General features: G+C 64.0%; 22 protein-coding genes. 11 read left to right on the top strand and 11 right to left on the bottom strand.

Annotated elements, in window-relative coordinates; genetic code table 11:
• The first annotated feature begins 57 nt into the window (after positions 1-57).
• Positions 58-1,280 (top strand): IS3 family transposase gene (locus tag FNL56_RS25840; RefSeq protein ID WP_246661480.1). Its coding sequence is split into 2 segments (ribosomal slippage): positions 58-307 and positions 307-1,280, totalling 1,224 coding nucleotides; the frame shifts between segments, so codons are not numbered across the junction.
• On the opposite strand, the gene FNL56_RS25835 is transcribed toward FNL56_RS25840, so the two are convergent.
• Together FNL56_RS25835 and rpmB are read right to left on the bottom strand one after the other, a co-directional pair.
• The gene (locus tag FNL56_RS25835; protein ID WP_143578412.1) at positions 1,225-1,743 is read right to left on the bottom strand and encodes an ABC-three component system protein; all 519 of its coding nucleotides are present in this window, start codon (positions 1,741-1,743) and stop codon (positions 1,225-1,227) included. The two genes, FNL56_RS25840 and FNL56_RS25835, sit on opposite strands and share 56 nt — an antisense overlap.
• A gap of 396 nt (positions 1,744-2,139) precedes the next feature.
• On the bottom strand, positions 2,140-2,466 hold the full coding sequence (rpmB, locus tag FNL56_RS25825; RefSeq protein ID WP_143575671.1) for a 50S ribosomal protein L28: 327 nt from the start codon (positions 2,464-2,466) through the stop codon (positions 2,140-2,142).
• A gap of 397 nt (positions 2,467-2,863) precedes the next feature.
• Between rpmB and FNL56_RS25820 the strand changes: the two genes are divergently transcribed.
• Positions 2,864-3,640: a DUF3108 domain-containing protein gene (locus FNL56_RS25820; protein WP_143576380.1), complete on the top strand. Its 777-nt coding sequence runs from the start codon at positions 2,864-2,866 to the stop codon at positions 3,638-3,640.
• 47 nt (positions 3,641-3,687) lie between these two features.
• Here the strand turns inward: FNL56_RS25820 and FNL56_RS25815 are convergent, their stop codons facing one another.
• The gene (locus tag FNL56_RS25815) at positions 3,688-4,626 is read right to left on the bottom strand and encodes an IS110 family transposase (RefSeq protein ID WP_143572486.1); all 939 of its coding nucleotides are present in this window, start codon (positions 4,624-4,626) and stop codon (positions 3,688-3,690) included.
• Positions 4,627-5,085: 459 nt separating this feature from the next.
• On the opposite strand from FNL56_RS25815, the gene FNL56_RS25810 reads away from it, so the two are divergent.
• The 4 genes from FNL56_RS25810 to FNL56_RS25795 all read left to right on the top strand — a co-directional run bounded on the left by FNL56_RS25810 (position 5,086) and on the right by FNL56_RS25795 (position 10,781).
• Positions 5,086-8,613, top strand: coding sequence for a helicase-related protein (locus FNL56_RS25810; protein ID WP_143575670.1), 3,528 nt, complete (start codon positions 5,086-5,088; stop codon positions 8,611-8,613).
• 155 nt (positions 8,614-8,768) lie between these two features.
• The gene (locus tag FNL56_RS25805; protein WP_143575669.1) at positions 8,769-9,038 is read left to right on the top strand and encodes an RNA-binding S4 domain-containing protein; all 270 of its coding nucleotides are present in this window, start codon (positions 8,769-8,771) and stop codon (positions 9,036-9,038) included.
• Positions 9,039-9,187: 149 nt separating this feature from the next.
• Positions 9,188-9,526: a ferredoxin FdxA gene (fdxA, locus tag FNL56_RS25800; protein WP_143575668.1), complete on the top strand. Its 339-nt coding sequence runs from the start codon at positions 9,188-9,190 to the stop codon at positions 9,524-9,526.
• Between the two features lie 193 nt (positions 9,527-9,719).
• Entirely contained in the window at positions 9,720-10,781 is a 1,062-nt protein-coding gene (locus tag FNL56_RS25795; RefSeq protein WP_441351315.1) for a CarD family transcriptional regulator, read from the top strand.
• A 170-nt stretch (positions 10,782-10,951) separates the two neighbouring features.
• Here the strand turns inward: FNL56_RS25795 and FNL56_RS25790 are convergent, their stop codons facing one another.
• Together FNL56_RS25790 and FNL56_RS25785 are read right to left on the bottom strand one after the other, a co-directional pair.
• Positions 10,952-12,448 carry a M48 family metalloprotease gene (locus tag FNL56_RS25790; protein ID WP_143575667.1) on the bottom strand — a complete coding sequence of 499 codons (1,497 nt, stop codon included), beginning with the start codon at positions 12,446-12,448 and terminating at the stop codon, positions 10,952-10,954.
• Positions 12,449-12,471: 23 nt separating this feature from the next.
• The gene (locus FNL56_RS25785; protein WP_210245439.1) at positions 12,472-13,230 is read right to left on the bottom strand and encodes a thermonuclease family protein; all 759 of its coding nucleotides are present in this window, start codon (positions 13,228-13,230) and stop codon (positions 12,472-12,474) included.
• A 243-nt stretch (positions 13,231-13,473) separates the two neighbouring features.
• Here FNL56_RS25785 and FNL56_RS25780 point away from each other — a divergent pair, with 243 nt between their 5' ends.
• The 3 genes from FNL56_RS25780 (at position 13,474) to FNL56_RS25770 (ending at position 16,359) form a co-directional block, all read left to right on the top strand.
• Positions 13,474-14,640, top strand: a complete 1,167-nt coding sequence (locus tag FNL56_RS25780) for an ABC transporter substrate-binding protein (RefSeq protein ID WP_441351314.1) — start codon at positions 13,474-13,476, stop codon at positions 14,638-14,640.
• A gap of 167 nt (positions 14,641-14,807) precedes the next feature.
• The gene (locus tag FNL56_RS25775; RefSeq protein WP_143575665.1) at positions 14,808-15,596 is read left to right on the top strand and encodes an enoyl-CoA hydratase; all 789 of its coding nucleotides are present in this window, start codon (positions 14,808-14,810) and stop codon (positions 15,594-15,596) included.
• A 1-nt stretch (position 15,597) separates the two neighbouring features.
• Positions 15,598-16,359 carry a hypothetical protein gene (locus tag FNL56_RS25770; protein ID WP_143575664.1) on the top strand — a complete coding sequence of 254 codons (762 nt, stop codon included), beginning with the start codon at positions 15,598-15,600 and terminating at the stop codon, positions 16,357-16,359.
• 123 nt (positions 16,360-16,482) lie between these two features.
• On the opposite strand, the gene FNL56_RS25765 is transcribed toward FNL56_RS25770, so the two are convergent.
• The 3 genes from FNL56_RS25765 to FNL56_RS25755 all read right to left on the bottom strand — a co-directional run bounded on the left by FNL56_RS25765 (position 16,483) and on the right by FNL56_RS25755 (position 19,698).
• Positions 16,483-17,289, bottom strand: a complete 807-nt coding sequence (locus FNL56_RS25765; RefSeq protein WP_143575663.1) for an enoyl-CoA hydratase/isomerase family protein — start codon at positions 17,287-17,289, stop codon at positions 16,483-16,485.
• 143 nt (positions 17,290-17,432) lie between these two features.
• Positions 17,433-18,593, bottom strand: a complete 1,161-nt coding sequence (locus FNL56_RS25760) for an acyl-CoA dehydrogenase family protein (RefSeq protein ID WP_143575662.1) — start codon at positions 18,591-18,593, stop codon at positions 17,433-17,435.
• Between the two features lie 37 nt (positions 18,594-18,630).
• A complete protein-coding gene (locus FNL56_RS25755; RefSeq protein WP_143575661.1) occupies positions 18,631-19,698 on the bottom strand; it encodes an acyl-CoA dehydrogenase family protein in 1,068 nt (355 codons plus the stop codon).
• 248 nt (positions 19,699-19,946) lie between these two features.
• On the opposite strand from FNL56_RS25755, the gene FNL56_RS25750 reads away from it, so the two are divergent.
• Entirely contained in the window at positions 19,947-20,729 is a 783-nt protein-coding gene (locus FNL56_RS25750) for an SDR family NAD(P)-dependent oxidoreductase (protein ID WP_143575660.1), read from the top strand.
• A 57-nt stretch (positions 20,730-20,786) separates the two neighbouring features.
• On the opposite strand, the gene FNL56_RS25745 is transcribed toward FNL56_RS25750, so the two are convergent.
• Positions 20,787-21,056: a GlsB/YeaQ/YmgE family stress response membrane protein gene (locus FNL56_RS25745; RefSeq protein WP_143575659.1), complete on the bottom strand. Its 270-nt coding sequence runs from the start codon at positions 21,054-21,056 to the stop codon at positions 20,787-20,789.
• Between the two features lie 30 nt (positions 21,057-21,086).
• On the bottom strand, positions 21,087-21,722 hold the full coding sequence (locus FNL56_RS25740; protein ID WP_143582451.1) for a YidB family protein: 636 nt from the start codon (positions 21,720-21,722) through the stop codon (positions 21,087-21,089).
• Between the two features lie 128 nt (positions 21,723-21,850).
• On the opposite strand from FNL56_RS25740, the gene FNL56_RS25735 reads away from it, so the two are divergent.
• A complete protein-coding gene (locus tag FNL56_RS25735) occupies positions 21,851-22,849 on the top strand; it encodes a 2-dehydropantoate 2-reductase (protein ID WP_143575657.1) in 999 nt (332 codons plus the stop codon).
• Between the two features lie 91 nt (positions 22,850-22,940).
• Here the strand turns inward: FNL56_RS25735 and FNL56_RS25730 are convergent, their stop codons facing one another.
• Positions 22,941-24,263: a TadE/TadG family type IV pilus assembly protein gene (locus FNL56_RS25730; RefSeq protein ID WP_143576375.1), complete on the bottom strand. Its 1,323-nt coding sequence runs from the start codon at positions 24,261-24,263 to the stop codon at positions 22,941-22,943.
• Between the last annotated feature and the right edge of the window lie 326 nt (positions 24,264-24,589).

The raw sequence follows: 24,589 nt of genomic DNA, 5'->3' as shown, positions 1-24,589 counted from the left end.
GAGCCCCTGAACTTCCGCCAAAAATGGGTAGAATCCGTCACCTGAAGGGAGACGGAGATGAAGCAGTCGAGGTTCACGGAAGAGCGGATCATCGCGATCCTGCGGGAGCACGAGGCAGGCTCAAAGACCGGGGACGTTTGTCGCAAGCACGGGATCAGCAGCGCGACGTTCTACAAATGGAAGGCGAAGTATGGTGGGCTCGATGTGTCGGAGGCCCGCCGCCTGAAGGTTCTGACCGACGAGAATGCCAAGCTAAAAAAGCTGCTGGCCGAAGCGATGCTCGACAACGCCATGTTGAAGGATCTCAATTCAAAAAAATGATGACGCCCGTCGCGAAGCGACAAGCTGTGGCTCACCTTTGTTCAAGTTTTGAGGTCAGCCAGCGGCGGGCGTGTGCGGTCATCGGAGCGGATCGAACCTCGGTACGCTATCGCAGCGTGCGGCCCGACGATGTTGTCATTCGCGCGAGGTTGCGCGAACTGGCCAATATCAGACGGCGGTTTGGCTACCGTCGCCTGCTCCTACTGTTGCGCATCGATGGCGTTTCGATCAATCACAAGAAGCTGCGGCGTCTGTACGCCGAGGAGCGGCTTCAGGTTCGACGGCGTGGTGGTCGCAAGAAAGCGCTGGGAACAAGGGCTCCGATGACGTTGCCCCAAGGTCCCAACCATCGCTGGTCGCTCGACTTTGTCAGCGACACGCTGACCGACAGCCGGCGCTTCCGCATGCTGGCCGTGGTGGACGACTTCACCCGCGAGTGCATCGCATTGGTTGCCGATACGTCGCTCTCGGGCACAAGGGTCGGCCGAGAGCTCGATGCGGTGATCGCCCGGCGTGGTCCCCCGCTAACGATCGTCAGCGATAACGGTACCGAATTTACCAGCATGGCCATCTTGCGATGGTCACAGCAGACCAGGATCGAATGGCACTACATCGCACCAGGCAAGCCGCAGCAGAACGCATTCGTAGAAAGCTTCAATGGGCGCCTGCGCGACGAACTCCTGAACGAGACGTTGTTCTCGTCCCTCAACCATGCCCGCGAAGTCCTTGCTGAATGGCAGGACGACTACAACACCGTCCGCCCTCACAGCGCGATCGGCAATCTTCCACCGGCTACCTATGCCAAGCTCCACGCGTCCGACATGCAACGGGACGGACCGCATGAGCTGATTTGGGGCTCGCGCCCCGTCCCGTTGCATCACCGAGCCACACAGGCTCAAATGATCAAAGGATTCTTCCCATCGCTGGATGAAGCTTGGGGCTCAGGTCATCGACAATAAGTTCATTGACCATTTTATTGACGCCAGCTTCGTCGAGTGATGCGATTTGAGGTAGAATGAGATCATTAAAATGGCGCTCGGCTCTTGCGAGCAGATAGACAAAGATCTGCTGAGCGGAAGCATACAAGGACCATTGCTCAAGGAGTTTCGCGAACATTTCTTTCATCTCTATCGCGTCGGCGTATGCCGTCTCTCTTCCAACGTGTATAAGTTTGGCTTCAAGGCCATTAATTCCGTCGTGAGCTTTGTTGGAGTAATAGCGCTGCAATTTATGGATCGTATTCTGAGTTTTCTGATCGCCCTGCAGTTCCGCGTCCAGCTTTTCAAGCAGTTGCTCGACTATGCCAGCCGCTCGCGGGGGGGCATTGTTGATGATCGTCGAGTTTATGTCGCGACCTGCTATATGTCCCTTCGCGCTCGCGTTGGATTGAATGACGCTCACCGAAGTCGTTTCGCCCGTCATGAGCGCTCTACCGCTTAAGAATTGTAGACTTATCTCGTCCTACGAGATCCCCACCAGCGTGCGCTCCGGTTTGGTCCGTAATGGAACTCGATCCATCTGCCTGATTTTTTCGGGAGACTTTGAATGTGACTAGAGATCCACCAACCGCGCCAGCGCATATGCCGCCGACGAAACTGCCGATCTGGCTAAGGTGATTCACGATAAAATCGAGCACGTATCCTCCCGTCTAAATCACTCAAGCCTTTGTCAACTACAAGGGCGCAATCTCTGATAGCTTCTCGCTAAGGTATATTGCAATTGTCTTGACGGATCTGAACGCAAAAACGGCCGGATCTTGCGATCCGGCCGTTTTCAAATTCTGCAGTTCGAAGCCGCTATACGCTGCCGGCGCAAACCTTACGCAGCCGGCGCTTCCGCGACGCTGACTGGGGCGGCCTCAGTGGCCGGGGTCTTTTTCTCGATGGCGCGCTTGAGCAGCACGGCCTTCTGGGAGAGTTCGCTCTCCTTGGCCTTGATCAGATAGGCGTCGAAGCCGCCGCGGTGATCGACCGACTTCACGGCGTTGGTGCAGACGCGCATCCGCACGCCACGGCCGAGCGCGTCCGACAGGAACGTCACATTGACCAGGTTCGGCAGGAACCGGCGCTTGGTCTTGTGGTTCGAGTGGCTCACCTTGTGGCCGACCTGGGGGCCCTTGAGTGTCAGTTCGCAGCGGCGGGACATGGCGAAATCCTTGTTCATCCCCGCGCCAGCCTTTGCCAGGCAGGGGTTGTAAATCTAAGTCCATTTTCAGGAACCGCGGACCTATAGGGCGGCTGGGCCGCAGCGTCAAGATATCCGGGCGCAATTAGCCTGGGATCGGCTGTTTTACCGCAGCGGCCACGGCGCGCCTCGCGCCGTTTCCGGTGGCAGTTCAATCATATAATCGACGTATTCAAGCCGGAATTATCGCGACATCCGCGGCCTTGCTTGGGCAGTATAGCGGTGGATCGCGCGCGCGGTCCATCGCCGCCAGGGCGCCGCTCGAGGAATTGCCGACGTGAACCTTGTCGAAAAGCCGCTTTTCGCCCGCCTCGTGCTGCTGACGGCGGGCCTTGCTCTGACGAGCTTGCTGGGTGCTATGGCGCCCGCCGCGGCCCAGGGGCGGCTCGACGCGAAATATGAAGCCAGCCTGGCCGGCATTCCGGTCGGCCGCGGCGGCTGGACCATCGAGATATCAGACGATTCCTACAGCGCGGCCGCGCAGGGCGGCACGTCCGGCCTGTTGAAGGCCTTCGCCGGCGGCTCCGGCACCGGTTCCTCGGCCGGCCGTGTCGTGGTCGGCTCGCTGCTGCCCTCGACCTATAATGCCACCACGCTGTCGTCGAAGAAGTCGGAAGCCATCAAGATGGTGCTGGCGTCCGGCTATGTGAAGGAGTTTTCGATCGAGCCGGAGCCGCCGGCCGATCCCGACCGGCTGCCGATCACCGACGCGCATCGCCGCAATGTGCTCGACCCGATGACCGGCTCGCTGCTGCGGGTGCCCGGCAGCGGCGATGTGCTGGCGGCGGATTCCTGCCGCACCGGCACGGCGATCTTCGACGGACGGATGCGCTACGACCTCAAGCTCGATTACAAGCGGATGGAGAACGTCAAGGCCGAGAAGGGCTATCACGGCCAGGCCGTGGTCTGCGCTTTGTATTTCACGCCAGTGTCCGGCTACATCCCGGACCGCGCCGCGATCAAATATCTCGCCGCCCAGCGCAATATCGAAGTCTGGTTCGTGCCGATCGCCGGCACAAGGGTGCTGGTGCCGTTCAAGGTCACGGTGCCGACGCCGCTCGGCACCGCCGCGCTGGAGGCGACCGAATTCGTCACCACCGCCGCGCCGCCCAAAACCGCCGCCAAGACGAATTGAGGTCGCCTGCACCCTCCCCCTCAAGAGGGGAGCGACTGTCTTTCGGGTCAAGCGTTTTTGGGCTGCCATGGCGTTTTGTCCCGGAGGATGGCGTTGAGGATGGTGAGTAGCTTGCGGGCGACCGCAATGATCGCCACCAGCTTGGGCTTGCCGGCGGCAACGAGTTTGTCTCGAAACAGTTTGAGCGTCGGATTGAAGCGAGCGGCGACCATGGCGCCCATGAACAGCACGCCGCGCACGCTGGCTCTGCCGCCGCCGATGAAGCTCTTGCCGCGCCATTGGCCGGATTGCCGGGTCCATGGCGCCAGACCCGCAAGCGCGGCGATCTGACGGCGATCAAGCGTGCCCAGTTCCGGCAATTCGGCGATTAGGCTGCGGGCAATCGTCGGCCCGATGCCCGGGACCGAGGCCAGCAGATCTTCCTTCTCGGCCCAGGCCGGCGTGCCCTGGACGTGATCGCGGATATCGTCGTCCAGTTCAGCCAGCTCTTTCTCCAGCGCCTTGCGCAGCCGGGCGATGCTCTTCTTCAACCGCGGATTACTGACGCGACGGGCACGCTGGCTTTCCGCCGCGATCATCTCGACGATCTGGCGCCGGCGCGCGACCAGATCGGCAAGCAGGCGCGTCATCTCGTCGGGCAGCTGACGCAGCTGCGGTTTGGTCGCCTCGGCAAAATGCGCGATCACCATGGCATCGATCGGATCGGTCTTGGCGCGCTTGCCAACCGCGTTGGCAAAGAAGCGCACCTGCGCCGGATTGACGATCACCACCGGCAGGCTTGCTCCGCCGAGGCCCGCTGCGACAACCGTCTCGAAGCCGCCGGTCGCCTCGATGGCTACCAGCCGTGGCGAGATCGCCTTCAGTCGTCCGATCAGTTCGTCGATCCCCGCGCCATCTCGGGCGACCGCAAAACTCTGGCCCGTTGGGCGTACCGCTACGTCCAGCCGGTCCTTCGAAACATCGATGCCAACGTAAATCGCGTCCATCTGATCCCATCCTTGCGCAAGCGGGCTCGCAAAGCGGCCCAAGCGACTGTTCGGGTTCGATGGAACGGCAGGCGAAGACCCACGCTCCCCAACGGGCTTGGTGTCCCTCAGGTGATGCGGTCTTTCGCCTGCCACCGCTCCGCCAAGCTTAGCAGAAACGGCATTCGGCAAATTACAAGGGTGAAGAAGAGTCCGCTTGACTCAAATCCGCTTCGGAGTCCTCGCGGCGTTAACGAATGCCGCGCCGATGCGGCCCTTGTGACGCCTCCGCAAACTTGATCTAGTGAGCGCAAGCAGGGCGCTGCGCGAGATGTTGGGGTGGTGCGGCCGGGATGGTGCCGAGTCACCGATTCGGGCCGCTTTCGTTCCGGCCCCGTTCCAAAGCTTGCCGCGTGCCTCCGAAAGCGTCGCAAACTGATACACACTTGAAAAGTCGGCGACGCAGAAATACCTGAAAATATGGCCTTTTCTTCCCTCCCGCCGATGTCGAACGGCAGGGCTCCCGGTAGCGGCGTCACCGCCGTGCTCGGGCCCACCAATACCGGCAAGACCCATCTGGCGATCGAGCGGATGCTGGCGCATTCGTCGGGGATCATCGGCCTGCCGCTGCGCCTTTTGGCGCGCGAGGTCTATAACAAGATCGTCGATCGCGCCGGCCCCGAGGCGGTGGCGCTGATCACCGGCGAGGAAAAGATCAAGCCGGCCCGGCCGCGCTACTGGGTTTCCACCGTGGAAGCGATGCCGCGCGACATCGACGTGGCGTTTCTAGCCGTCGACGAGATCCAGATCGCCGCCGATCTGGAGCGCGGCCATGTTTTCACCGATCGCATCCTGCATCGCCGCGGCCGCGACGAGACGCTGCTGTTGGGCGCCGCCACGATGCGCCCGATCATCGAGCGGCTGCTGCCCGGCGCCAGCATCGTCACCCGGCCGCGGCTGTCGCATCTGGAATTCGCCGGCGACCGCAAGATTACAAGGCAGCCCAGGCGCACCGCGATCGTCGCGTTCTCGGCGGATGAGGTCTACGCCATCGCCGAGCTGATCAAGCGCCAGCACGGCGGCGCGGCCGTGGTGCTGGGCTCACTCAGCCCGCGCACGCGAAATGCCCAGGTTGCGATGTTTCAGTCCGGCGACGTCGATTATCTGGTCGCCACCGATGCGGTCGGCATGGGGCTCAATCTCGACGTCGATCACGTCGCCTTCGCCTCCGACCGCAAATATGACGGCTACCAGTTTCGCCGGCTCAACCCGGCCGAGTTCTCGCAGATCGCCGGCCGCGCCGGCCGCGCCACCCGCGACGGCACCTTCGGCACCACCGGGCGCTGCCCGCCATTCGAGCCCGAACTGGTCAACGCGCTGCAGAACCACACCTTCGACAGCGTCAAAGTGCTGCAATGGCGCAATTCCAAGCTGGATTTCTCCTCGATCGCGGCCTTGCAGGTGTCGCTGGCAATGGTGCCGAATCATGAGGCGCTGACCCGCGCGCCGATCGCCGAAGATCTCCGCGTACTCGATCACTGCGCAAGGGATCCCGACGTCCGGGAGTGGGCGCAGGGCAAGGAAGCGGTCGAAAAGCTCTGGGAGGCCTGCCAGATCCCGGATTACCGGCGCATCGCGCCGGCCGCGCATGCCGAGCTGGTGGTGACGATCTACGGCTTTCTGATGCAGAAGGGGCGGATCCCGGATAATTGGTTCGGCGCGCAAATCGCGCAGGCCGATCGAACAGATGGTGATATCGACGCGTTATCGGGGCGAATCGCCCAGATCAGGACGTGGACCTTTGTGGCAAATCGTCCGGATTGGCTCGTCAATCCAGACCGTTGGCAGCAAATCTCTCGCGATTTGGAAAATAAACTGTCAGATGCACTGCATGAACGGCTCACCGAGCGTTTCGTTGACCGCCGTACCAGTGTATTGATGCGCCGCTTGCGGGAAAATACGATGTTGAATACTGAAATTGGTAAGACTGGCGAAGTGATCGTAGAGGGCCATGTGATTGGCCGTCTGGACGGTTTCACCTTTGCGCCGGATGCGGCCGAGGCCGGCTCGGACGCCAAGGCCTTGCAGGCCGCCGCCTTGAAGGCGCTGGCCGGTGAAATCGAGGCGCGCGCCGAGAAACTGTCGAAGGCCCCCGACGACCAGTTCGTGCTGGCCTCCGACGGCACGCTGCGCTGGACCGGCGACGCGGTGGCCCGGCTCAACGCCGCCGACGACGTGTTGCATCCCCGCCTACGCATCATTTCCGACGATCGACTGGCTGGCCCGGCACGCGAGGCCGTGCAAACCCGCCTCGATCTCTGGCTCAAGACACATATCGAAAAACTGCTCGGGCCGTTGTTCGACCTGACGAAGGCCGAAGACATCACCGGCATCGCGCGCGGCATCGCCTTCCAGCTCACCGAGGCGCTCGGCGTGCTGGAGCGGCAGAAGATCACCACCGAGATGAAGGATCTCGACCAGCCGTCGCGCGCCACTTTGCGCAAATACGGCGTGCGGTTCGGCGCCTATCACATCTATGTCCCGGCACTGTTGAAGCCCGCGGCGCGCTCACTGGCGCTGCTGCTGTGGGCGCAGAAGCAGGACAATGTCGACATGGCGGCGCTGTCCACCGCCCAGCATCTCGCCAGCTCCGGCCGCACCTCGTTTCCGGTCGACAAGCTGCTCGACCGCGACGCCTATCGCATCCTCGGCTATCGCCAGTGCGGCGAGCGCGCCGTGCGCGTCGATATTCTCGAACGCCTCGCTGACCTGATCCGCCCTGCGCTGTCGTGGCGCGAGGCCTCGCCCGGCGAGAAGCCGGCCGGCGCCTTCGATGGCCGCTCGTTCGTGGTGACGCAGGCGATGACCTCGCTGACCGGTTCGGCCGGCGAGGATTTTGCCTCGATTCTGCGCGCGCTGGGCTATCGCATGGAGAAGCGCCCGCCGCTGCCGCCAGCCGCACCGAAGCCGATGGCTGCGACGACGCCGGTGGAAGTGGTTGCCGCCGACGCCGCGGTTGAAGAGCCCGCGATCGCCGTGGCGACCCAGGATATCGCCGACATCAGCAGCGATGCGCCGTCCGAAGGCGATACCATTGCCGCAGATGCTGCCGCCGAAGAGCCCGCGGTCGCCGTCGAGACCCAGGATATCGCCGACATCAGCAATGATGCGCCTGCCGTGGCGGAGGTGATCGGTTCGCCGTCCGCCTCGCTGTTGCCGGGCGTCGATCTGGTGCCGGCCGAAACGCGCGACGAAGCGCCCGTCGAATTGCAGCCCGATCCGGTAGCAGCGGTCGAAGAACTTGCCGCTGAAGCTGCTGCTGTTGACGAGGCGGCCCCCGCTGAAGCCGCGGCGCCGGCCGCTGAAGCCGAGCTGATCGCCAATGCCGTCGGTGCCGAGGCGCCGACGGCGGACGCCTCTGCGACGGAAGTTTCCGCGGAAGCCGTCGCGCCCGTCGAGGCCGCCGCACCCGAAATGGTGGAAGTCTGGCGCCCCGGTGGCCGTTCGGAAGAACGCCGCCCGCCGCGTCACGACCGCAACCGCCATCAGCGCCAGGCCAATCCGTCGAACGCCGCTGCGCCCGCCGAAGGCGAAGCGCCGGCCGATGGCGCCAAGCGCGAGCGCAATGACCGTCCGCGCCGCGATCGCAGTGAATTCCGCCGCCCGCGTCCTGATGCGGGTGCGGCCAATGCCGGCGCGCCGGCCGAAGGCGCCCCGAATCGCGGCCCGCGCAACGACGACAACAAGGGCCGTCCGCCGCGCGAGCGGTTCGGCGACAAGAAGCCCGGTGGCGACAAGAGCTTTGGCGACCGCAACAAGGGCAAGTTCAAGGGCGGCGACCGCGACAAGGGCGGCCGTCCCGATCGCAACGATCGCAACTCCGGTGGCGCGACGCGGCCCTACGCCTCGAGCGCTCCGCCGCCGGAGCGTAACCGTCCGATCGATCCCAACTCGCCCTTCGCCAAGCTGGCCGCGCTCAAGGAACAATTGACCGGCCGCAAGGATTGAGACGACGAACTCCGACCTCTCCTCGTCATTGCGAGGAGCCCTTGCGACGAAGCAATCCAGTTCTTGCCGAGTTTACGGCTTTCTGGATTGCCGTGTCGCTTCGCTCCTCGCAATGACGGTGGAGAGGTTTGGATTTGTGCAGCGACAGGTGGTGATTGGAACGCCAGCGTCTCGATAAATGGCTGTGGCATGCGCGGGTGGTGAAAGCCCGCAGCAGTGCTGCTGCGCTGGTGGAAAGCGGCCATGTCCGCATCAACGGCAATCGCGAGAAATCGCCGGGGCACGGCGTCAAGATCGGCGACGTTCTGACCGTGGCGCTGGACCGCACCGTGCGGGTGATGAAGGTCGAAGCCTTTGCGGAACGGCGCGGTGACGCCACCGCCGCGCGGGTACTTTATGCCGACGTGCCGCTGCCGCCGGCGTAGATCCAGAAAGATTCTGTTCCCGATTCACTATTTGCAGCAGCTTCCTGCTAATCGCGTTTTGCAGACCCTGATACGCGCCGCGTCCCTTGCGGCGACCTTGTGGGTGCGCTACGCCACGGCTTGAAAAACTGATCGTTCCGGAGCCGTGGATGACCTACGTCGTCACTGAAGCCTGCATCAAGTGCAAGTATACCGACTGTGTTGAAGTTTGCCCCGTGGATTGCTTCTACGAGGGTGAGAACATGCTCGTCATCCATCCGGATGAATGCATCGACTGCGGCGTCTGCGAACCGGAATGCCCGGCCGATGCCATCAAGCCGGATACCGAAGCGGGCCTGGAGAAGTGGCTCGAGGTGAATACCGAATACGCCAAGCAGTGGCCCAATATTACCCAGAAGAAGGACGCGCCGGACGACGCCAAGGAATTCGACGGCGTCGATGGCAAGTTCGACAAGTTCTTCTCGCCGGCGCCCGGCAAAGGCGACTGAGCCTGACGCCGGCGCTCTGCGCTCGGCCAAGCTATTTACCCTGACCCGATTAAACCCTGCCGATTGCCTCCCCAAAGGCCTCGACGGGGCATAAATCATTGATTTTTGCGGGAAATGTGCTATTATAGGCACAATTCAATAGTCGGACCCCGTGGTGCCGCTTGAGTGGCCCTGTCGGGTTCCCCGTTTAATCATCCAACAGGGGCGCGACAGATTCCGCGCACGGGCTGTGTCACAGAAAACGCGTAAAAAGAGTGTTGTGAAGGCGGCGAAGGCTTCGCCGTCGAAAACTTCTTCGAAGCCCGCTTCGAAGAAGGCAGTTGCGGCCAGCCGCACTGCAAAGAAAGGCCGTGCCCAGGCATCTGTCAAGGATACCCGGAGCAGCGCGAAGGTCGCGGCGGCCAAATCCTCGAAAAATAAAAGAAGTGCAATGCCCAACAAGACTGCAAAACCAGCCGCCAAGGTTGCTCCCAAGGTGGAGACCAAGGCGGCCGCGAAGCCTGTTGCTGCTGCCAAGCCCGTCGCCGCCAAGGCGCCTGTCGCCAAAGCTGCTGAGAAGGTCGCGCCGAAGGAAGCCGTGAAGGTCGCCGCCAAGCCGGTCGCTTCTGCCAAGGCGCCCGTCGCTGCCGCAGCCAAGCCGGCCGTGGCCGAGCCGAAGAAGGCGCTGACCCAGCGCCAGGGCTTCAAGACCGGCGAGTTCGTGGTCTATCCGGCGCATGGCGTCGGCCAGATCCTCGCGATCGAGGAGCAGGAGATCGCCGGCGCGAAGCTTGAACTGTTCGTGATCAGCTTCATGAAGGACAAGATGACGCTGCGGGTGCCGACCGCCAAGGTCGCCAATGTCGGCATGCGCAAGCTGTCGGAGCCGGCGCTGGTCAAGCGCTCGCTGGAGACGCTGAAGGGCCGCGCCCGCATCAAGCGCACGATGTGGTCGCGCCGCGCCCAGGAATATGAGGCCAAGATCAATTCCGGCGACATCGTCGCGATTGCCGAAGTGGTCCGCGATCTGTTCCGCTCTGACTCGCAGCCCGAGCAGTCCTACAGTGAGCGCCAGCTCTATGAGGCCGCGCTGGACCGTCTGTCGCGCGAGATCGCGGTCGTGCAGCACGTCACCGAGACCGAAGCGGTCAAGGAGATCGAAGGTCAACTCGCCAAGAGCCCGCGCCGCGGCGCCAAGGCCGAAGCGGGCGCCGACGCCGGTGCGGATGATGCCGACGGTGACGATGATGTCGCCGCCGCGGACGAAGCCGCGTAAGCGTTACGCAGGTATGAGTTTGAAAAGCCCGGCCGCAAGGTCGGGCTTTTTGCTGGGTGGACTTGTAGCCCGGATGAAGTCAGCGGGCAGCGCGTAGCGCGGCGCGGTGACGCAATCCGGGAAAGGCGCATGTGGTTGGGCCGGTCCCGGATTGTCATCCGGGCTACGCCTCAATCCACCACGATCTTCACGCGCTCGCGCGCCTTGATGCTGGCGTTGTTGTCGAGCCCGTTGAGGACGCGAAAACGCTCCACCGGGCGGTCGACGCCGGTCATGCGGTGGGCCATCGACTCCACGGTGTCGCCCGGCTGCACCGTGACCACCTTGATGCGCAGCGGGCGCGCTGCCTGGATCTCGGCCAGCGTCAGGCGGCGGAACGAGTTGACGGTGTCTCGCGCGTTGCGCTCGCTCTCATTGCCCTTCTGCTTGGCGGCAAAGATGAAGCGGTAGACGTCGCTGCCGAAGCGCAGCGCGTAGACCTTGAACTGCCACTGGTCGCCCTGCGCATTCGCCGACGCGGCGGGAAAGCCGTTGATGGTCAGTTCTTCGGTCGAACTCCTGTCGACATTCTCCATCCAGCCGGAATTGAGATAGTCGGACAATGACTGCTCGGACGGCACCCGCACCACGTCGAAACGCATCGCCTGGTTGCCGCCCTCGCGCACGCCGATCACCGCCTGCGCGGTATTGTCGAGCGTGAAGGATTCCGGCGCCTGGAAGGTGAAGCCGAGTTTCGGATGCAGGAATCGGCGGCCGCGGACGAAGCCTTCGCTGGGATCCTCGCCATAGACGATGTTGTCGATCGCGGCGAGATAGGTCTCGCGGTCGCGCTCGCCGCCTTCCGGCGTCGAATATTGCCGCGCATTGGCCTGCGCATTTTGCACCCGCTCCGGCGTCGCCGGATGCGAGGACAGGAAGTCCTGCGCGCGCGGATCGAGCGGGGTGCGGCCGGCCTTCATCGCGGCGTTGCGCTCCATCGCGGTAAGGAATCGCGCTGCGCCGAACGGATCGAAATGCGCGCGCGCGGAAATGCCGACGCCGATGCCGTCGGCCTCGAATTCCTGCGCCCGCGAGAAGCTTGCCATTGTCAGCTTGGATTTTGCCAGAGCGAGCGCGCTCAAATCGGGGTCAGAGCCCATCTCGGTGACGACGCGCGTCACCACCGCGGCCTGGCGGGCCTGCTCCTCGCGGATCGAGGCGTGGCGGGCCAGCACATGCGCCATCTCGTGCGACAGCACCGAGGACAGTTCGGACGTGTCGGACGCCAGTGCGATCAGGCCGCGCGTGACATAGAGCTGGCCGGACGGCAGCGCGAAGGCGTTGACCGCGCCGGAATTCAGGATGGTGACCTTGTAGGCCAGATCGGGCCGCTCGGACGCCGCGACCAGCCGATCGACGGTCTTGCCGATCAGCGCCTCCAGCCGGGGGTCATCATAGGAGCCGCCATAGGAGGCGAGAATCCGCTCATGCTCCTTCTCGCCAGCCGGGGTCTGCACCACGGCCGGTTTCGCCGGCGGGGCGGCCGGCTTGCCCGGGCTGAACGGCTTCGACGCGGTCTCGAAGCGGCTGACGTCGCCGCAGGCGGACAAGGCAAACGACAGGCACAGCAAAACCGGCGCAGCCCAACGGCGGCGGCTCAGACTGGTTTGCCGTCCCTTACCCGTCACGTCGCTTCTTCCTGCCCTGTGGCCTATTTGTCCCCGACCACTTCGATCTGCCCGACCCGGACTACCTCGATCCGTGGCCCGCCCCGCCGCTCGATGAAGCCGCGAACCCGAATCCGCCGTCTTTCGAAGGACTTCGGCGAAATACCCGCGCCCTCCAGCGTGACCATCATGCGCCTTGAAATAGTCACGGCAAAGTCCTGTGTCCAGTTCCGGCCAAAATTGAGGTAGGTCATGCCGCCTGCGGTGCGAACCGACAGCACCCGGCCTTCGACCAGCCGGAAGCGCCCGACATCGGCCCGAATATCGCCCGGACTTTCCGCGCTTTTTATGACGCCCGCTTGACCCCAAAGGCCGACCCTCGCCCGGCGCGCCGCGGCCTCCGCCGCGGTGAGGTCCGCGGCGCAGTCCTTGTCCGAGACGGCGAGGGAGGCCAAGGCAGTGCCCTGCGCCAGCAACTCGCTCTGCACTGAAGGGGTGGCGCCGTCGAGAAATGCGAAGGCCGGCTGTCGGCCGTAACGGTCCGGCGCGTCGGTCTCGCCGTGCAGCGTGACGCTGCGACCGGCTATCAGCCCGGCCAGCGCCGCGGCGGCGTCGGTCGTATCCGCGGGCTCAATGCCCAATAGTCGAACTTCGCGACCATCCTGCAGCCGAAACGTTCTGACGTCGATCACCTCCGCGACGCGGCCTTCCCCCTGCGGGGCGAACCGGCAGCCGGTCGCGTGCGCCGGACCGGTGGCGGCGAGACCCAGTATCGCCGCCACCATGGCGCGACTCACTCTCATCTTCGCTGCACGCATCCGTGCCCCTGCCACGCGTCGTCAACTACGTCGCGATGATAGCAACATTTCATTCCGCTAGGCGGCACAATGCCGGCCTGATGCGCCCGATATCGCCGTGCTGCTTGCCGCTGCAAAGCGCTTGCGGCATGATCGCGAGAACAATCACGGACATCGCGCAGCAAACCGCGGGTCCACAGGGAGGATAACTTGACGAGACTTATTTCAGCACTGCTGGCTTCGACCTTTATGTTTTCCGCAAGCGCCGCGATGGCGCAGACCAAGCCGTTGAAGCTCGGCGCGATTCTCGACATGTCCGGGCTCTATGCCGACATCACCGGGCCGGGCTCGGAAACCGCAGCCAAGATGGCGGTGGAAGATTTCGGCGGCGAAGTGCTGGGCCGCAAGATCGAGATCGTCGCCGCCGATCATCTCAACAAGGCGGACCTCTCCGCCAACATCGCGCGCGACATGCTGGACAATCAGGGCGTCGAGGCGATCATCGATGTCGCGGCGTCGGCGACGGCGCTCGCCGCCAGCGAAATCGCGCGCGCTCGCAACAAGATCATCATATTCAACGGACCGGGCTCGATCCGGCTCAGCAACGAGGCCTGCGGGCCGTACACTGTGCACTACGTGTTCGATACCTACGCGCAGGCCAACGTCACCGGCCTCGCCACGGTGAAGCAGGGGCTCGACTCCTGGTACTTCCTCACCGCCGACTACGCCTTCGGCCAGGACCTCGAGCGCGACACCACGGCGGTGGTGCAGAAGGCCGGTGGCAAGGTAGTCGGCGGCGTCAAGCATCCGCTCAATACCTCGGACTTCTCCTCGTTCCTGCTGCAGGCGCAGAGCTCGAAGGCCAAGGTAGTGGGCCTCGCCAATGCCGGCGGCGACACCATCAACGCCATCAAGCAGGCCGCCGAATTCGGCCTCACCAAGAGCGGCGGCCAGAAGCTGTCGCCGCTGCTGGCCTTCATCTCCGACATCGACAGCGTCGGTCTGGAGACCGCGCAGGGCCTGATCCTGGCGGAGGCGTTCTACTGGGATCTCAACGACGGCACCCGAGAATTCACCAAGCGCTTCCAGGCGCGCACCAAGCGCGTGCCGACCTCGGCGCAGGCCGGTGTTTATTCGTCGGTCGGCCACTACCTGAAAGCCGTCAAGGCCGCCGGCACCACCGACGCCGCCGCGGTGATGAAGCTGATGAAGGAGACGCCGATCAACGATATGTTCGCCAAGAACGGCAAGATCCGCGAGGACGGCCGCATGGTGCACGACATGTATCTGTTCGAGGTCAAGAAGCCGTCGGAATCGAAGGGGCGCTGGGACGACTACAAGCTGCTCGCCACCGTCCCCGGCGACCAGGCCTTCCAGCCGTTAGAGGCCTCGCGCTGCCCGCTGGTGAAGAAGTAGGAGTAGAGATCGTCATTCCGGGATGTGCTTGCGTCGGCGAAGCCGACTAAAGCGCAGACCCGGAATCCCGAGATGTTCATCGTCCCATGCCGAGGTTCCGGGTTCGCTCGCAGCTCGCGCTGCTTGCGCCTCGGAACGACACCGACAGTAACCCACAGGACTTCCTTATGACCGACCTCGTACTGCAATCGCTCGACAACGGCCTGCTGACCATCACCATGAACCGGCCGGACCGGCGCAATGCGCTGAATGTCGAACTGACGCAGGGGCTGGTGGCGGCGGCGCGGCGGGCGGCGGAGGACCATGCGGTGCGCGCGGTGCTGCTGAAGGGCGCCGGCGGCACGTTCTGCGTCGGCGGCGACGTCAAGTCGATGGCCGCCGGCCACGCGCCGCTGCCGTTCGAGGCCAAGCGCGCCAATCTGCGCCGCGGCATGGAAGTGTCGCGACTCCTGCACCAGATGCCGAAGCCGGTGGTGGCGCAGCTCGACGGCGCCGCGGCGGGCGCCGGGCTGTCGATCGCATTGTCCTGCGACCTGCGCGTCGCCTCGGCCTCGGTGAAGATCACCACGGCCTTCGCCAAGGTCGGCTTCTCCGGCGACTACGGCGGCACCTACTTCCTGACGCAGATGCTCGGCAGCGCCAAGGCGCGCGAATTGTACCTGCTGTCGCCGGTGCTGACGGCGCAGGAGGCACTGGCGCTCGGCATGGTCAGCAAGGTGGTCGCTGACGCCGAGGTCGAGAAGGCCGCGCACGATCTGGCGATGTCGCTGGCGCAAGGGCCGTCGATCACGCTCGGCTACATCAAGAGCAACATCAACAATGCGGAGACGATGACGCTGGAGGCGTGTTTCGACGCCGAGGCGATCCATCACACCCGCTGCAGCGACACCGCCGACCACAAGGAGGCGGCCTCCGCCTTCGTCGAAAAACGCAAACCGGTATTTCAGGGACACTGACATGGGCGAGATGCGGCTTCGGCAGGTCTGTCTGGTGGCGCCGCATCTCGAACCGGTGGTCGGCGATATCGCCGCGATCATGGGCCTGGAGGTCTGCTACCGCGATCCCGGGGTCGCGAAATACGGCCTGGAGAATGCGCTGCTGCCGGTCGACAGCACGCTGCTCGAGGTCGTCGCGCCGACGCAGGACGGCACCGCCGCCGGGCGCTTTCTCGATAAGAGCCGCGGCTTCGGCGGCTACATGGCGATCTTCTCCTGTGACGATCCGGACGAGCTCGGTCGCCACGCGCAGCAGATCGGCGTGCGGATTGCCAATGTGATCGAGCACGCGCCGTATCGCGGCGTCCAGCTGCATCCGCGCGACTGCCGCGCCGCCTTCATCGAGTTCAACCATACCGAAGGCAGCGACAATATTTTCGGCGTCTATCCGCCGGCGGGGCCGGATTGGCCGCGTTCGATCCGCACCGACACCACGCTGGCCTTGCTGGGCGTCGAATTGCAGAGCCCTGATCCAGAAGATCTCGCACGGCACTGGAGCAGGATCATCGGAGTCGATGTCAGCCGCGGCGAGCACGACGCGCCGCAGATCGTGCTGCCGAATGCGTATCTGCGTTTCATGCCGGGTGGCAATGAGGCGTTGACCGGGCTGACGTTCAAAGTGCGCGATGTGGCGCAGGTCATCGACGCCGCGCGCACCCGCGGCTGCCCGTGCGGCGGCGAGAACTTTCTGCTGAGTGGGGTGACGTTTCATATCGCTGGGTAGGAGCCGAGCGTAGCCCGGATGAAGCGAAGCGCAATCCGGGACCGGCCTATCGCTGCTGGCGCTTTTCCCGGATTTCGTCGCCGTACCGCCGGCGCGGCCCGGCGACTTCATCCGGGCTACGAACTACCTGCCCTTGAAATTGGCCACGCGTCGTTCTTCCGTCGCCTTGACGCCTTCCTTGAAGTCGTCGGTCGCGCGCAGCCGGGTCTGTTCGGCCAACTCGTGTTCGGTGGCTTTGGCGACGCGGTCGGCTAGGTCACCTTTCATCGTGGCGCGGGTCGACAGCAGGCCGAGCGGCGAGTTCTCGGCGATCTCTTCCGCCAGCTTGATCGCGGCGTCGCGCACCTCGGCCAGTGGGACCAGCACGTTGACGAGGCCCATCTTCAGCGCTTCCTCGCCGCCGACGCGGCGGCTGGTGTAGAACATCAGCTCGGCGTTGTTCTTGCCGACGATCTCCGGCAGCGCCACGGTCAAGCCGAAGCCGGGATGGAAGCCGAGTTTTGTGAAGTTCGCGGCAAAGCGCGCTTCCGGGCAGGCAACGCGGAAGTCCGCGGAGACCGCGAGGCCCAGACCGCCACCGATCGCAGCCCCCTGCACGGCGGCAACGATCGGCTTCTTCGCCCGAAAGATCCGCACGGCTTCCATATAGAGATGGCCGATCGAGCCGAGATTGTCGGCGGGGTCGCCGCTCTTGGCCGCCGCCTCGGTTTCCTTGCGGTTCGGATCGCTGAAATCCGCGCCGGCGCAGAACGCCTTGCCCTGCGCGCACAACACGGTGGCGCGGATCTCCGGATCGGCATCGATCTCGTCAAGCGCGTTGGCGATCTGCTGGATCAGCATGATGTCGAAGAAGTTGAACGGCGGCTTGCGGATCTCGATGATCGCGATGTGGCCGCGGGTCTCGACGGCGATGTCTTTATAGGTGGTCATGGGAGTCCTCGTTGTGAATTGTCATTCCGGGGCGCGGGCGGCGTCAGCCGGCCGCGAACCCGGAATCCCGATGTGTTTTCATTAGTTCGAGGTTCCGGGTTCGCTCGGGCGTCGCCCTAGCGCCCCGGAACGACAGTGGTGGGTCAGCGCAGCCCCAGCCCGCGCGCGATGATGCCGCGCAGGACTTCGGTGGTGCCGCCCTGGATGGTCAGCTTCGGCGCAGTGCGGATCGCGAAGGTCAGCATCTCGTCGAGCGTGGCGTGGTTGGTGTGGTCGGCATCGGCGAAGGCCGCGAGTTCGCGGACGCGGTGCGGCAATTGCTGCTCCCAGATCGTTCCGATGTCCTTGACGATCGAGGCTTCCACCACCGGCTCTTTGCCGGCCTGCAGCATGCCGGCCACCGACACCGACATCCGCCGCATGGTGTGCAACTGCGCCACCAGCCGGCCGATGCCTTCGGCGCTGCGCGTGTCGGGATGTGCGCCGATGGTACGAACCAGCTCGGTCAGCACATAATAGGTCTCGAGAAAGCGCTCCGGCCCGGAACGCTCGAAGGCGAGTTCGCTCGTCGCCTGTTTCCAGGCGCCGTCGAGCTCGCCGAGCATGTGGTCGTCCGGCACGAAATGGTCGGTGAACACCACTTCGTTGAATTCGGTCTGACCGGTAATCTGCCCGATCGGGTTGACCTTGATGCCCGGCTTCTTCATGTCGACGAGAAACTGCGTCAGGCCGTGGCGGCGATTTTCCTTGGTCGAGGGCGAGGTGCGGAAGATCGCGATCATGTAGTCGGCCATGTGGGCCGACGTCGTCCAGATCTTGCTGCCGTTGATCAGCCAGCCGCCGTCCGTCTTGGTGGCTTTTGTTTTCGCGGCGAACAGGTCGGAGCCGGAATTGGGCTCGCTCATGCCGATCGAGAAGCACACCTCGCCGCGGCAGATCCGCGGCAGGATATCCATCTTGATATGCTCGGGCGCGTATTTCAGCAGCACCGGGCCGCTCTGCCGGTCGGCGACGAAGAAGCGCCGCACCGGCGCGTTCGCCACGCGCATCTCCTCGGTCACGACGTAGCGTTCGAGATAGCTGCGCTCGTGCCCGCCATATTGCTTCGGCCAGGTCATGCCGAGCCAGCCGCGTTGGCCGACACGGCGCGAGAATTCCGGCGCGTCGGCGTCTTCGCGCAAGGGCTTGTGCGGGTCGAAGGTGCCGGCGGCGATTTCCTCGGCGAGGAAGGCGCGGACTTCGCGGCGCAGCACCTCGCATTCGTCGGGCAGGCGGATCGGATCGAAACGAAGGGCGGCAGTCATGACAATCTCGCTTGTTCAGAAGTCTGGTTGAGCGGGTTCACCGCGAGGCGACCAGCGGCCACAATTCGTCGGCGCCGCGCGCGGCGACCATGCGGCCGAGTTCGACCGCCCAGAAACTCTCGGATCCGAAATCGTCGCGCCAGGCCAGCGCGCGCAGCGTGAAGCGGTGCAGGATGTGCTCCTGCGTGAAGCCGATCGCGCCGAATACCTGATGCGCGATCGCCGCGCCTTTTTCGGCCGCCTCGCCGCAGCGGATCTTGGCGGCGGCCACTTCGAGAAGGATCGCATCGTCGAAGGCGGCGCCATCATGGGACAGCGCTTCGGCCGCGGAGGACGCCGCGGCCAGCGCGGCCGAGGTTTCGCCGGCGAGCCTTGCCAAATTGTGCTGCACCGCCTGGAATTTCGAGATCTTCTTCTCGAAGGCGACGCGCTCGCCGGCATAGGTCACGCTGATGTCGAGCATGCTCTCCATCGCGCCCGAGATCTGCAGGCTGCGCAGCAGCGCGCCCATCAGTTGCAGCGACCGGGCGTCGATACCGGCAGGGGCAGCCGCGATCGACAGCGGCCTGACGCGGTCGAAGGTGACGATATCCGACGGATCGTTCGCAAGATTGAGGCCCTGCTCGATGCGGCAGGCGCCGGCCTCGAGCAGCGCGATCGAGGCGCCACCAGTCCCACTGGCGATGACGGCGATATGCTGGACCTGCGACGCGAACGGCACGCTGCGGGCACGGCCGCTGATGGTGCCGTCGGCGTTCAGCGTCAGGCTGTCCTTCGGGTTGGTCGGTGCGACCGTCATCATCCCTTCGGGCGAGGCGATCTTCGCCTGCGACAGCCACCAGCCGGCCAGCATGGTTTCAGCGAGCGGCACGGAAAGGCCGGCGCGGCCGGCGGCGCCGATCACGGCAAAACCCTCGGCCATGCTGGCGCCGGAGCCGTCGCAGTCCTCCGGCACCCAGGACAGCGGCAACCCGGATTCGGCCAGCGCCTGCCACAGCGCGACCTTCCATTTGCCGTCGGTGCTCTTGTTGATGGTCTGCGCGCCGGCGAGATCGGCGAAAATTCGCTCTGCGGTCTCGACAACGATATTATCCGTCTCCGTCACCGCGTTCCTCACTGCAAGCGCACATCTCGTGCGGCGAAATGCCGGCACCGGTGCGACCCCTGTTGTTGCGATCATGATGCGGAAAAGCACCGGCCGTGACAAGCGTTGCTCCCCGCAGGGCGGCCTGCGGTGGGGACATGCGGTCGCCTTCGGTTATTCCGCGCAGCGGCAGCGACGGCAATTTGCATCATTGGTGCCGGCAACTATGCTGCGGCGGCAATCAAGATCAATACGATCAGGGGGAATGCATGTCGAAGGATGGTTTGTGCGTGGTGATTACGGGGTCGGCGTCAGGTCTGGGGGCCGCGACAGCCGCGATCCTGGCGAAGGACGGCGCGCGCCTGGTGATCAATTATTCGTCGAGCGAAAAGGAAGCGATGGCCACTGCCGAGCATTGCCGCAGCCTGGGCGCTGCGGAAGTCGTTGTGGTGCAGGGCGACGTCTCGAAGGATGAGGATTGCAAGAAGATCATCGCCGCCGCGGCGCCGTGGGGCCGCATCGATGCGCTGGTCAACAATGCCGGCGTCACCAAGCACGTACCGCATGACGACCTGGATGGGCTTTCTGCTGCGGACTTCCAGTGGATCTTTGGCGTCAACACGATCGGTCCGTATCAGATGGTGCGCGCGGCGCGGTCGCTGCTCCAGGCCGGCGCTACGGCGTCGTGCCGGGCGTCCGCGGTCGTCAACGTCTCGTCGATCGCCGGCCTCGCCGGCAGCGGTTCGTCGGTGGCCTATGCCGCCAGCAAGGGCGCGCTGAATACCATGACGCTGTCACTGGCGCGCGCGCTGGCGCCGTCGATCCGCGTCAATACGGTATGTCCCGGCTATATCGATACGCCGTGGTTCACCAAGGGGCGTGGTGCCGATGCCGCCGCCAAGGTGCGCGATGCGGTGATCGCCAAAACGCCACTGAAGCTGGCGTCCACGGCCGAGGACATCGCCAGCCTAATCTGCTTCCTTGCCACCTCGCCGTCGAGCAACATGACGGGCGAAGTGGTGCGGATGGATGCGGGCATGCATCTGTCGTGAACCCGCAGACGTAAAAAAGCCCCGGAGGCATAACCTCCGGGGCTTTGTATGCGCGGATCAGCGCTGGCCGGGATCCGAAATCATCCGGCTGGCGACCAGCCTGTTCCAGATGAACAACACCACCAGCGCGCCGAGCGTGGCGGTGATGAAGCCGGCGCCCTGGTTGGGGCCGTAGTGACCGATCTGCTGGCCGATGAAGGTCGCGAGAAACGCGCCGGCGATGCCGAGCACGGTGGTCAGGATGAATCCGCTGGGGTTGTTCGGGCCCGGCGAAAGCATTCGGGCGATGATGCCGGCGACGAAGCCGATCAAGAGTATCCAGAGCATTGCAATATCCTTTGCGTAAATGAAGTGGGATTAAACCCAGCGCGAGGCGGCTTCATCCTCCGTCGGCACACGGCCGTTTGGCGTGAAATCATCGACGGCGTCTGGCAATTCCTGGCTGAGGTCCTGCAGCAGTTGCTCGCGCGACAGGCCGGTGCGCGAGGTCAGCTGGTCGATCTGATCTGCACCGAGGGCTTCGGCGAGATCGTTCGGCGCAATTTGTTTGTTGGGGCCGGGGCTGACCCAGGAGTCCGCCACTTCCCCGTGGCCGTTCTGCTGGAATTGCTTGAGCAGATCGCCGAGGCCGCCCGACAACACCGAGCCGGCCGCGCCGCCGGCCAGCAGCCCGCCGAGCAGGCCACCGAGACCGCCGCCCTGCGCGCCGCCGGCCTGTCCCGGATGATTGCTCTGACCGCCGAAGATGCTGCCAAGCATGCCGCCGAGGCCGCCGCTATCAGCCTGCATGGTGTTGGGGGCCGGCATCGGCGTCGGCGAAGGCGCCTGCTGGACCTTGCCCGGGTGAGTCCCGTTGAAATGCTTGTAGCCTTTGTAGGCCAGCAGCGCGAGGATCGCCACCGTCATCGGCGACATGCCGCCGCTCTTGTCGTTGGGATCGCTGGGGCCGCGCGGGCCGTTCTGCATGCCGTTGAGAATATCGAGCAAACCCATCGCAATCTCCTGTGGTGCCAGCCCGGAAACGAACATAGCGGTGCGGTATGACGCCTTCAAGCCAAACGGGTTCCATCGGCGGCTGGCGGCGCGGAATTTTACTGCTATCAATGATCCGGGAGACAGCGATGACACAGCGGCCGATTGGAATTGCCGGCGCCGGAAGCATCGGCTGCTTTGTCGGCGGCATGCTGGCCGCCGGCGGTCGCGAGGTCACGCTGCTGGCGCGGGCGCGCGTGATCGAAGAGGTCAGCCGCCACGGCCTGCGACTGACTTCCTTCGACGGGCTCGACCGGAAGATGCCGGCTGCCGGGATGCTGTTGTCCGACGATCCCGCCATCCTGCGCGACGCAGCGGTCATCCTGGTCACCGTCAAGAGCGCCGACAGCCCGGAAATCGCCGAACTGATTGCGCGATATGCGCCGGAAGATGCGGTGATCGTCAGCCTGCAGAACGGCATCGGCAATGTCGATGCGCTGCAGACCATATTGCCGCGGCATCGCGTGCTGGGCGGGATGGTGCCGTTCAACGTCGTGGCCATGGGGGAAGGCCGCATGCATCGCGCCACCTCGGGCGACATCGTCGTGGCACGCGACGACGCCGGCACCGCGCAGGCATTGTCGGTAGCGGACCTGCCCGTCCGTGCGACCGACGATATCGCCGGTGTGCAATGGGGCAAGCTGGTGCTTAATCTCAACAATGCGCTCAATGCGCTGTCCGGCCTGCCGCTGCGCGAACAGTTGGCGCAGCGCGAATGGCGCAGGCTGTTTGCCGACCAGATGGCAGAAGGGCTCGCCGCGATCCGGGCGGCGGGCATCCGCCCGGTCTCACCGACGCCATTGCCGATGGCGCTGACGCCGCTTCTGCTGCGGCTGCCCGATGGCCTGTTCAGGCTGCTGCTCGGTCGCACCATGCAGATCGATCCGCACGCGCGCTCCTCGATGTGGGAGGATCTCGAGCGCCGTCGCCGCACCGAGGTCGATTATCTGCAGGGGGTGATCCTGCGCACCGCCGCGCAACATGGATTGAAGGCGCCGCTGGCGCAGCGCATAGTGGCGCTGGTCAAGGCCGCCGAGGTCGCCGGCCGCGGTTCGCCGGGGCTCACGGCGAGGGAAACAAGGGGATAGTTTCTGTTTGTCGTCCGCGCTTTCGCGGGGACGACACGTGGAGCGCGCGAGCGCCGTATCAATTTCCGGCACGCCTAGCAGAGTATGAGCACTAGCTGCGGATGCGGGCGTCGGCAATGGCTTTTTCGAACAGCGCACTCATCGCCTGGGCGATGCCTTGCGTCGGGCTGACTTCGAAATAGAAGCCGGGCGAGGCGCAGCTCTTCATATTGATGGCGATCTCGCTGTTCGGGGAGGGACCATAAGGTCCGGCATTGAACGGGTCGATCCAGGCATTGTACCAGCCGTTGGTCGGCAGGGCGAGATAGGTGGTGTACAGCACCGCCACCTTGATACCGCGGTCCGTCAGCGTCTTGCAGAGAGCGGGGTTGATAGGCGACTGGCAGCGCCCCCCGTTCGTGGGCTTTTTGCAGCCGCCCGGATTGTACTCGTCGGCGACGCCGTCGGATACGAAGAACACGTATTTCTGCGGTGCGGCGGCGGTTCCGGCACCGGGATTGGTGATCTCACTGTTCAGCGCAGCCAATGCCGTGGTGTAGGGCGTATCCTGATCGTTGTTGTCATTCTGGCCGTTGACCGACATCAGGTCGATCTTGCCGGCCTCGGTCTTGGCGTTGTCGAGATTTGCCGACAGTGCAAACAGGGCGCGAAGACCCGCGGTCTGTGCCGAGGCGCCGAAGTCGTAGATCGCCATCCTGAACTGGCTGTTATAGGTCGCGGTCTGCTTGGCCGTTCTCATCAGATCTTCAGTCGCGGTGCGCAACACGTCGATCCGGGTGGTCACGCCGAGCGTCTTGGCGAGATTGTAGTAACTGTTGCTGTTCAGCTTGTCATGGCAGGCAAAGGCGCATTGGTCCGATGTATTAGCGACCATCTTGGCGACATCGGCAGGCGTTGCGCCGACGCCCATCGATGGCGAGTTGTCCAGCAACAAATAGAAATCAATATAGGCCGGCATCGACGCCGCAGATGTCGACGTCCCCGAGATCGCCAGCCGGCTCCAGCCGATGATCGATGTGAAAGTGGTCGGCACGGTTGCTGAGTACTGCACCGTCGAAACCACCTTTCCGGCGATTTTCTGTACGTCGGCCGAAAAGCCGGTCAACGTGTAGCCGTTGCGGCCCGACATGTTGCCGTTGAAGATGTTGGTAGCGTCGGTGACGCCGGCGGGGATGGCGCCGTCGGTGGTCATTGCACCTGCGGCAATAAACCCCGGCGAGCTCCGGGCGACCGAGCCGACGCTGGCCGCATCGATCGCCGCCTGCATCTTGCCGCGGATCTCCACGGTGCGGCTGTAATCAATCGCGCAGCCGATAAAGGCGATCAGCGGCACCAGCGCAACGGCGAAGATAGTCGCAACATTGCCGCTTTTGGCGTGTCGAAAACGAGCCAGCAGGTCGAGAAATCTGGTCAACACCTGGAAGATCCCATGCTGATAAAGACCTCACTGGTAACATTCTCCGCCTAAATATCGCTTAATCCGATTGTCGAAACTCAACGAAATCAACTACGCAAACGGCTGCCCCGCGTTGAAGTAAACAAGCCGTAAATGCCCGCGGACTCATCATTCGCCGAACTAGCATTCGCTTCCTGTGGATGCGAGTGAGAACAAAACAAGAGCAATTCAGTACATCGCGATGTGACATCAAGGGCTATGTCATTCTGTACTTCTTTAGTATAGATAGCTGCGTGATTTGGCGGTGGTCGATGCGTTCGCGCCCTGAAACTGTCGTTTGATCC

This window comes from Tardiphaga sp. vice304 (assembly GCF_007018905.1).
Taxonomy (GTDB): Bacteria; Pseudomonadota; Alphaproteobacteria; order Rhizobiales; family Xanthobacteraceae; genus Tardiphaga.
The sequence above is the reverse complement of the archived record's forward strand: the minus strand, read 5'-3'. Positions and strand labels throughout refer to the sequence as shown.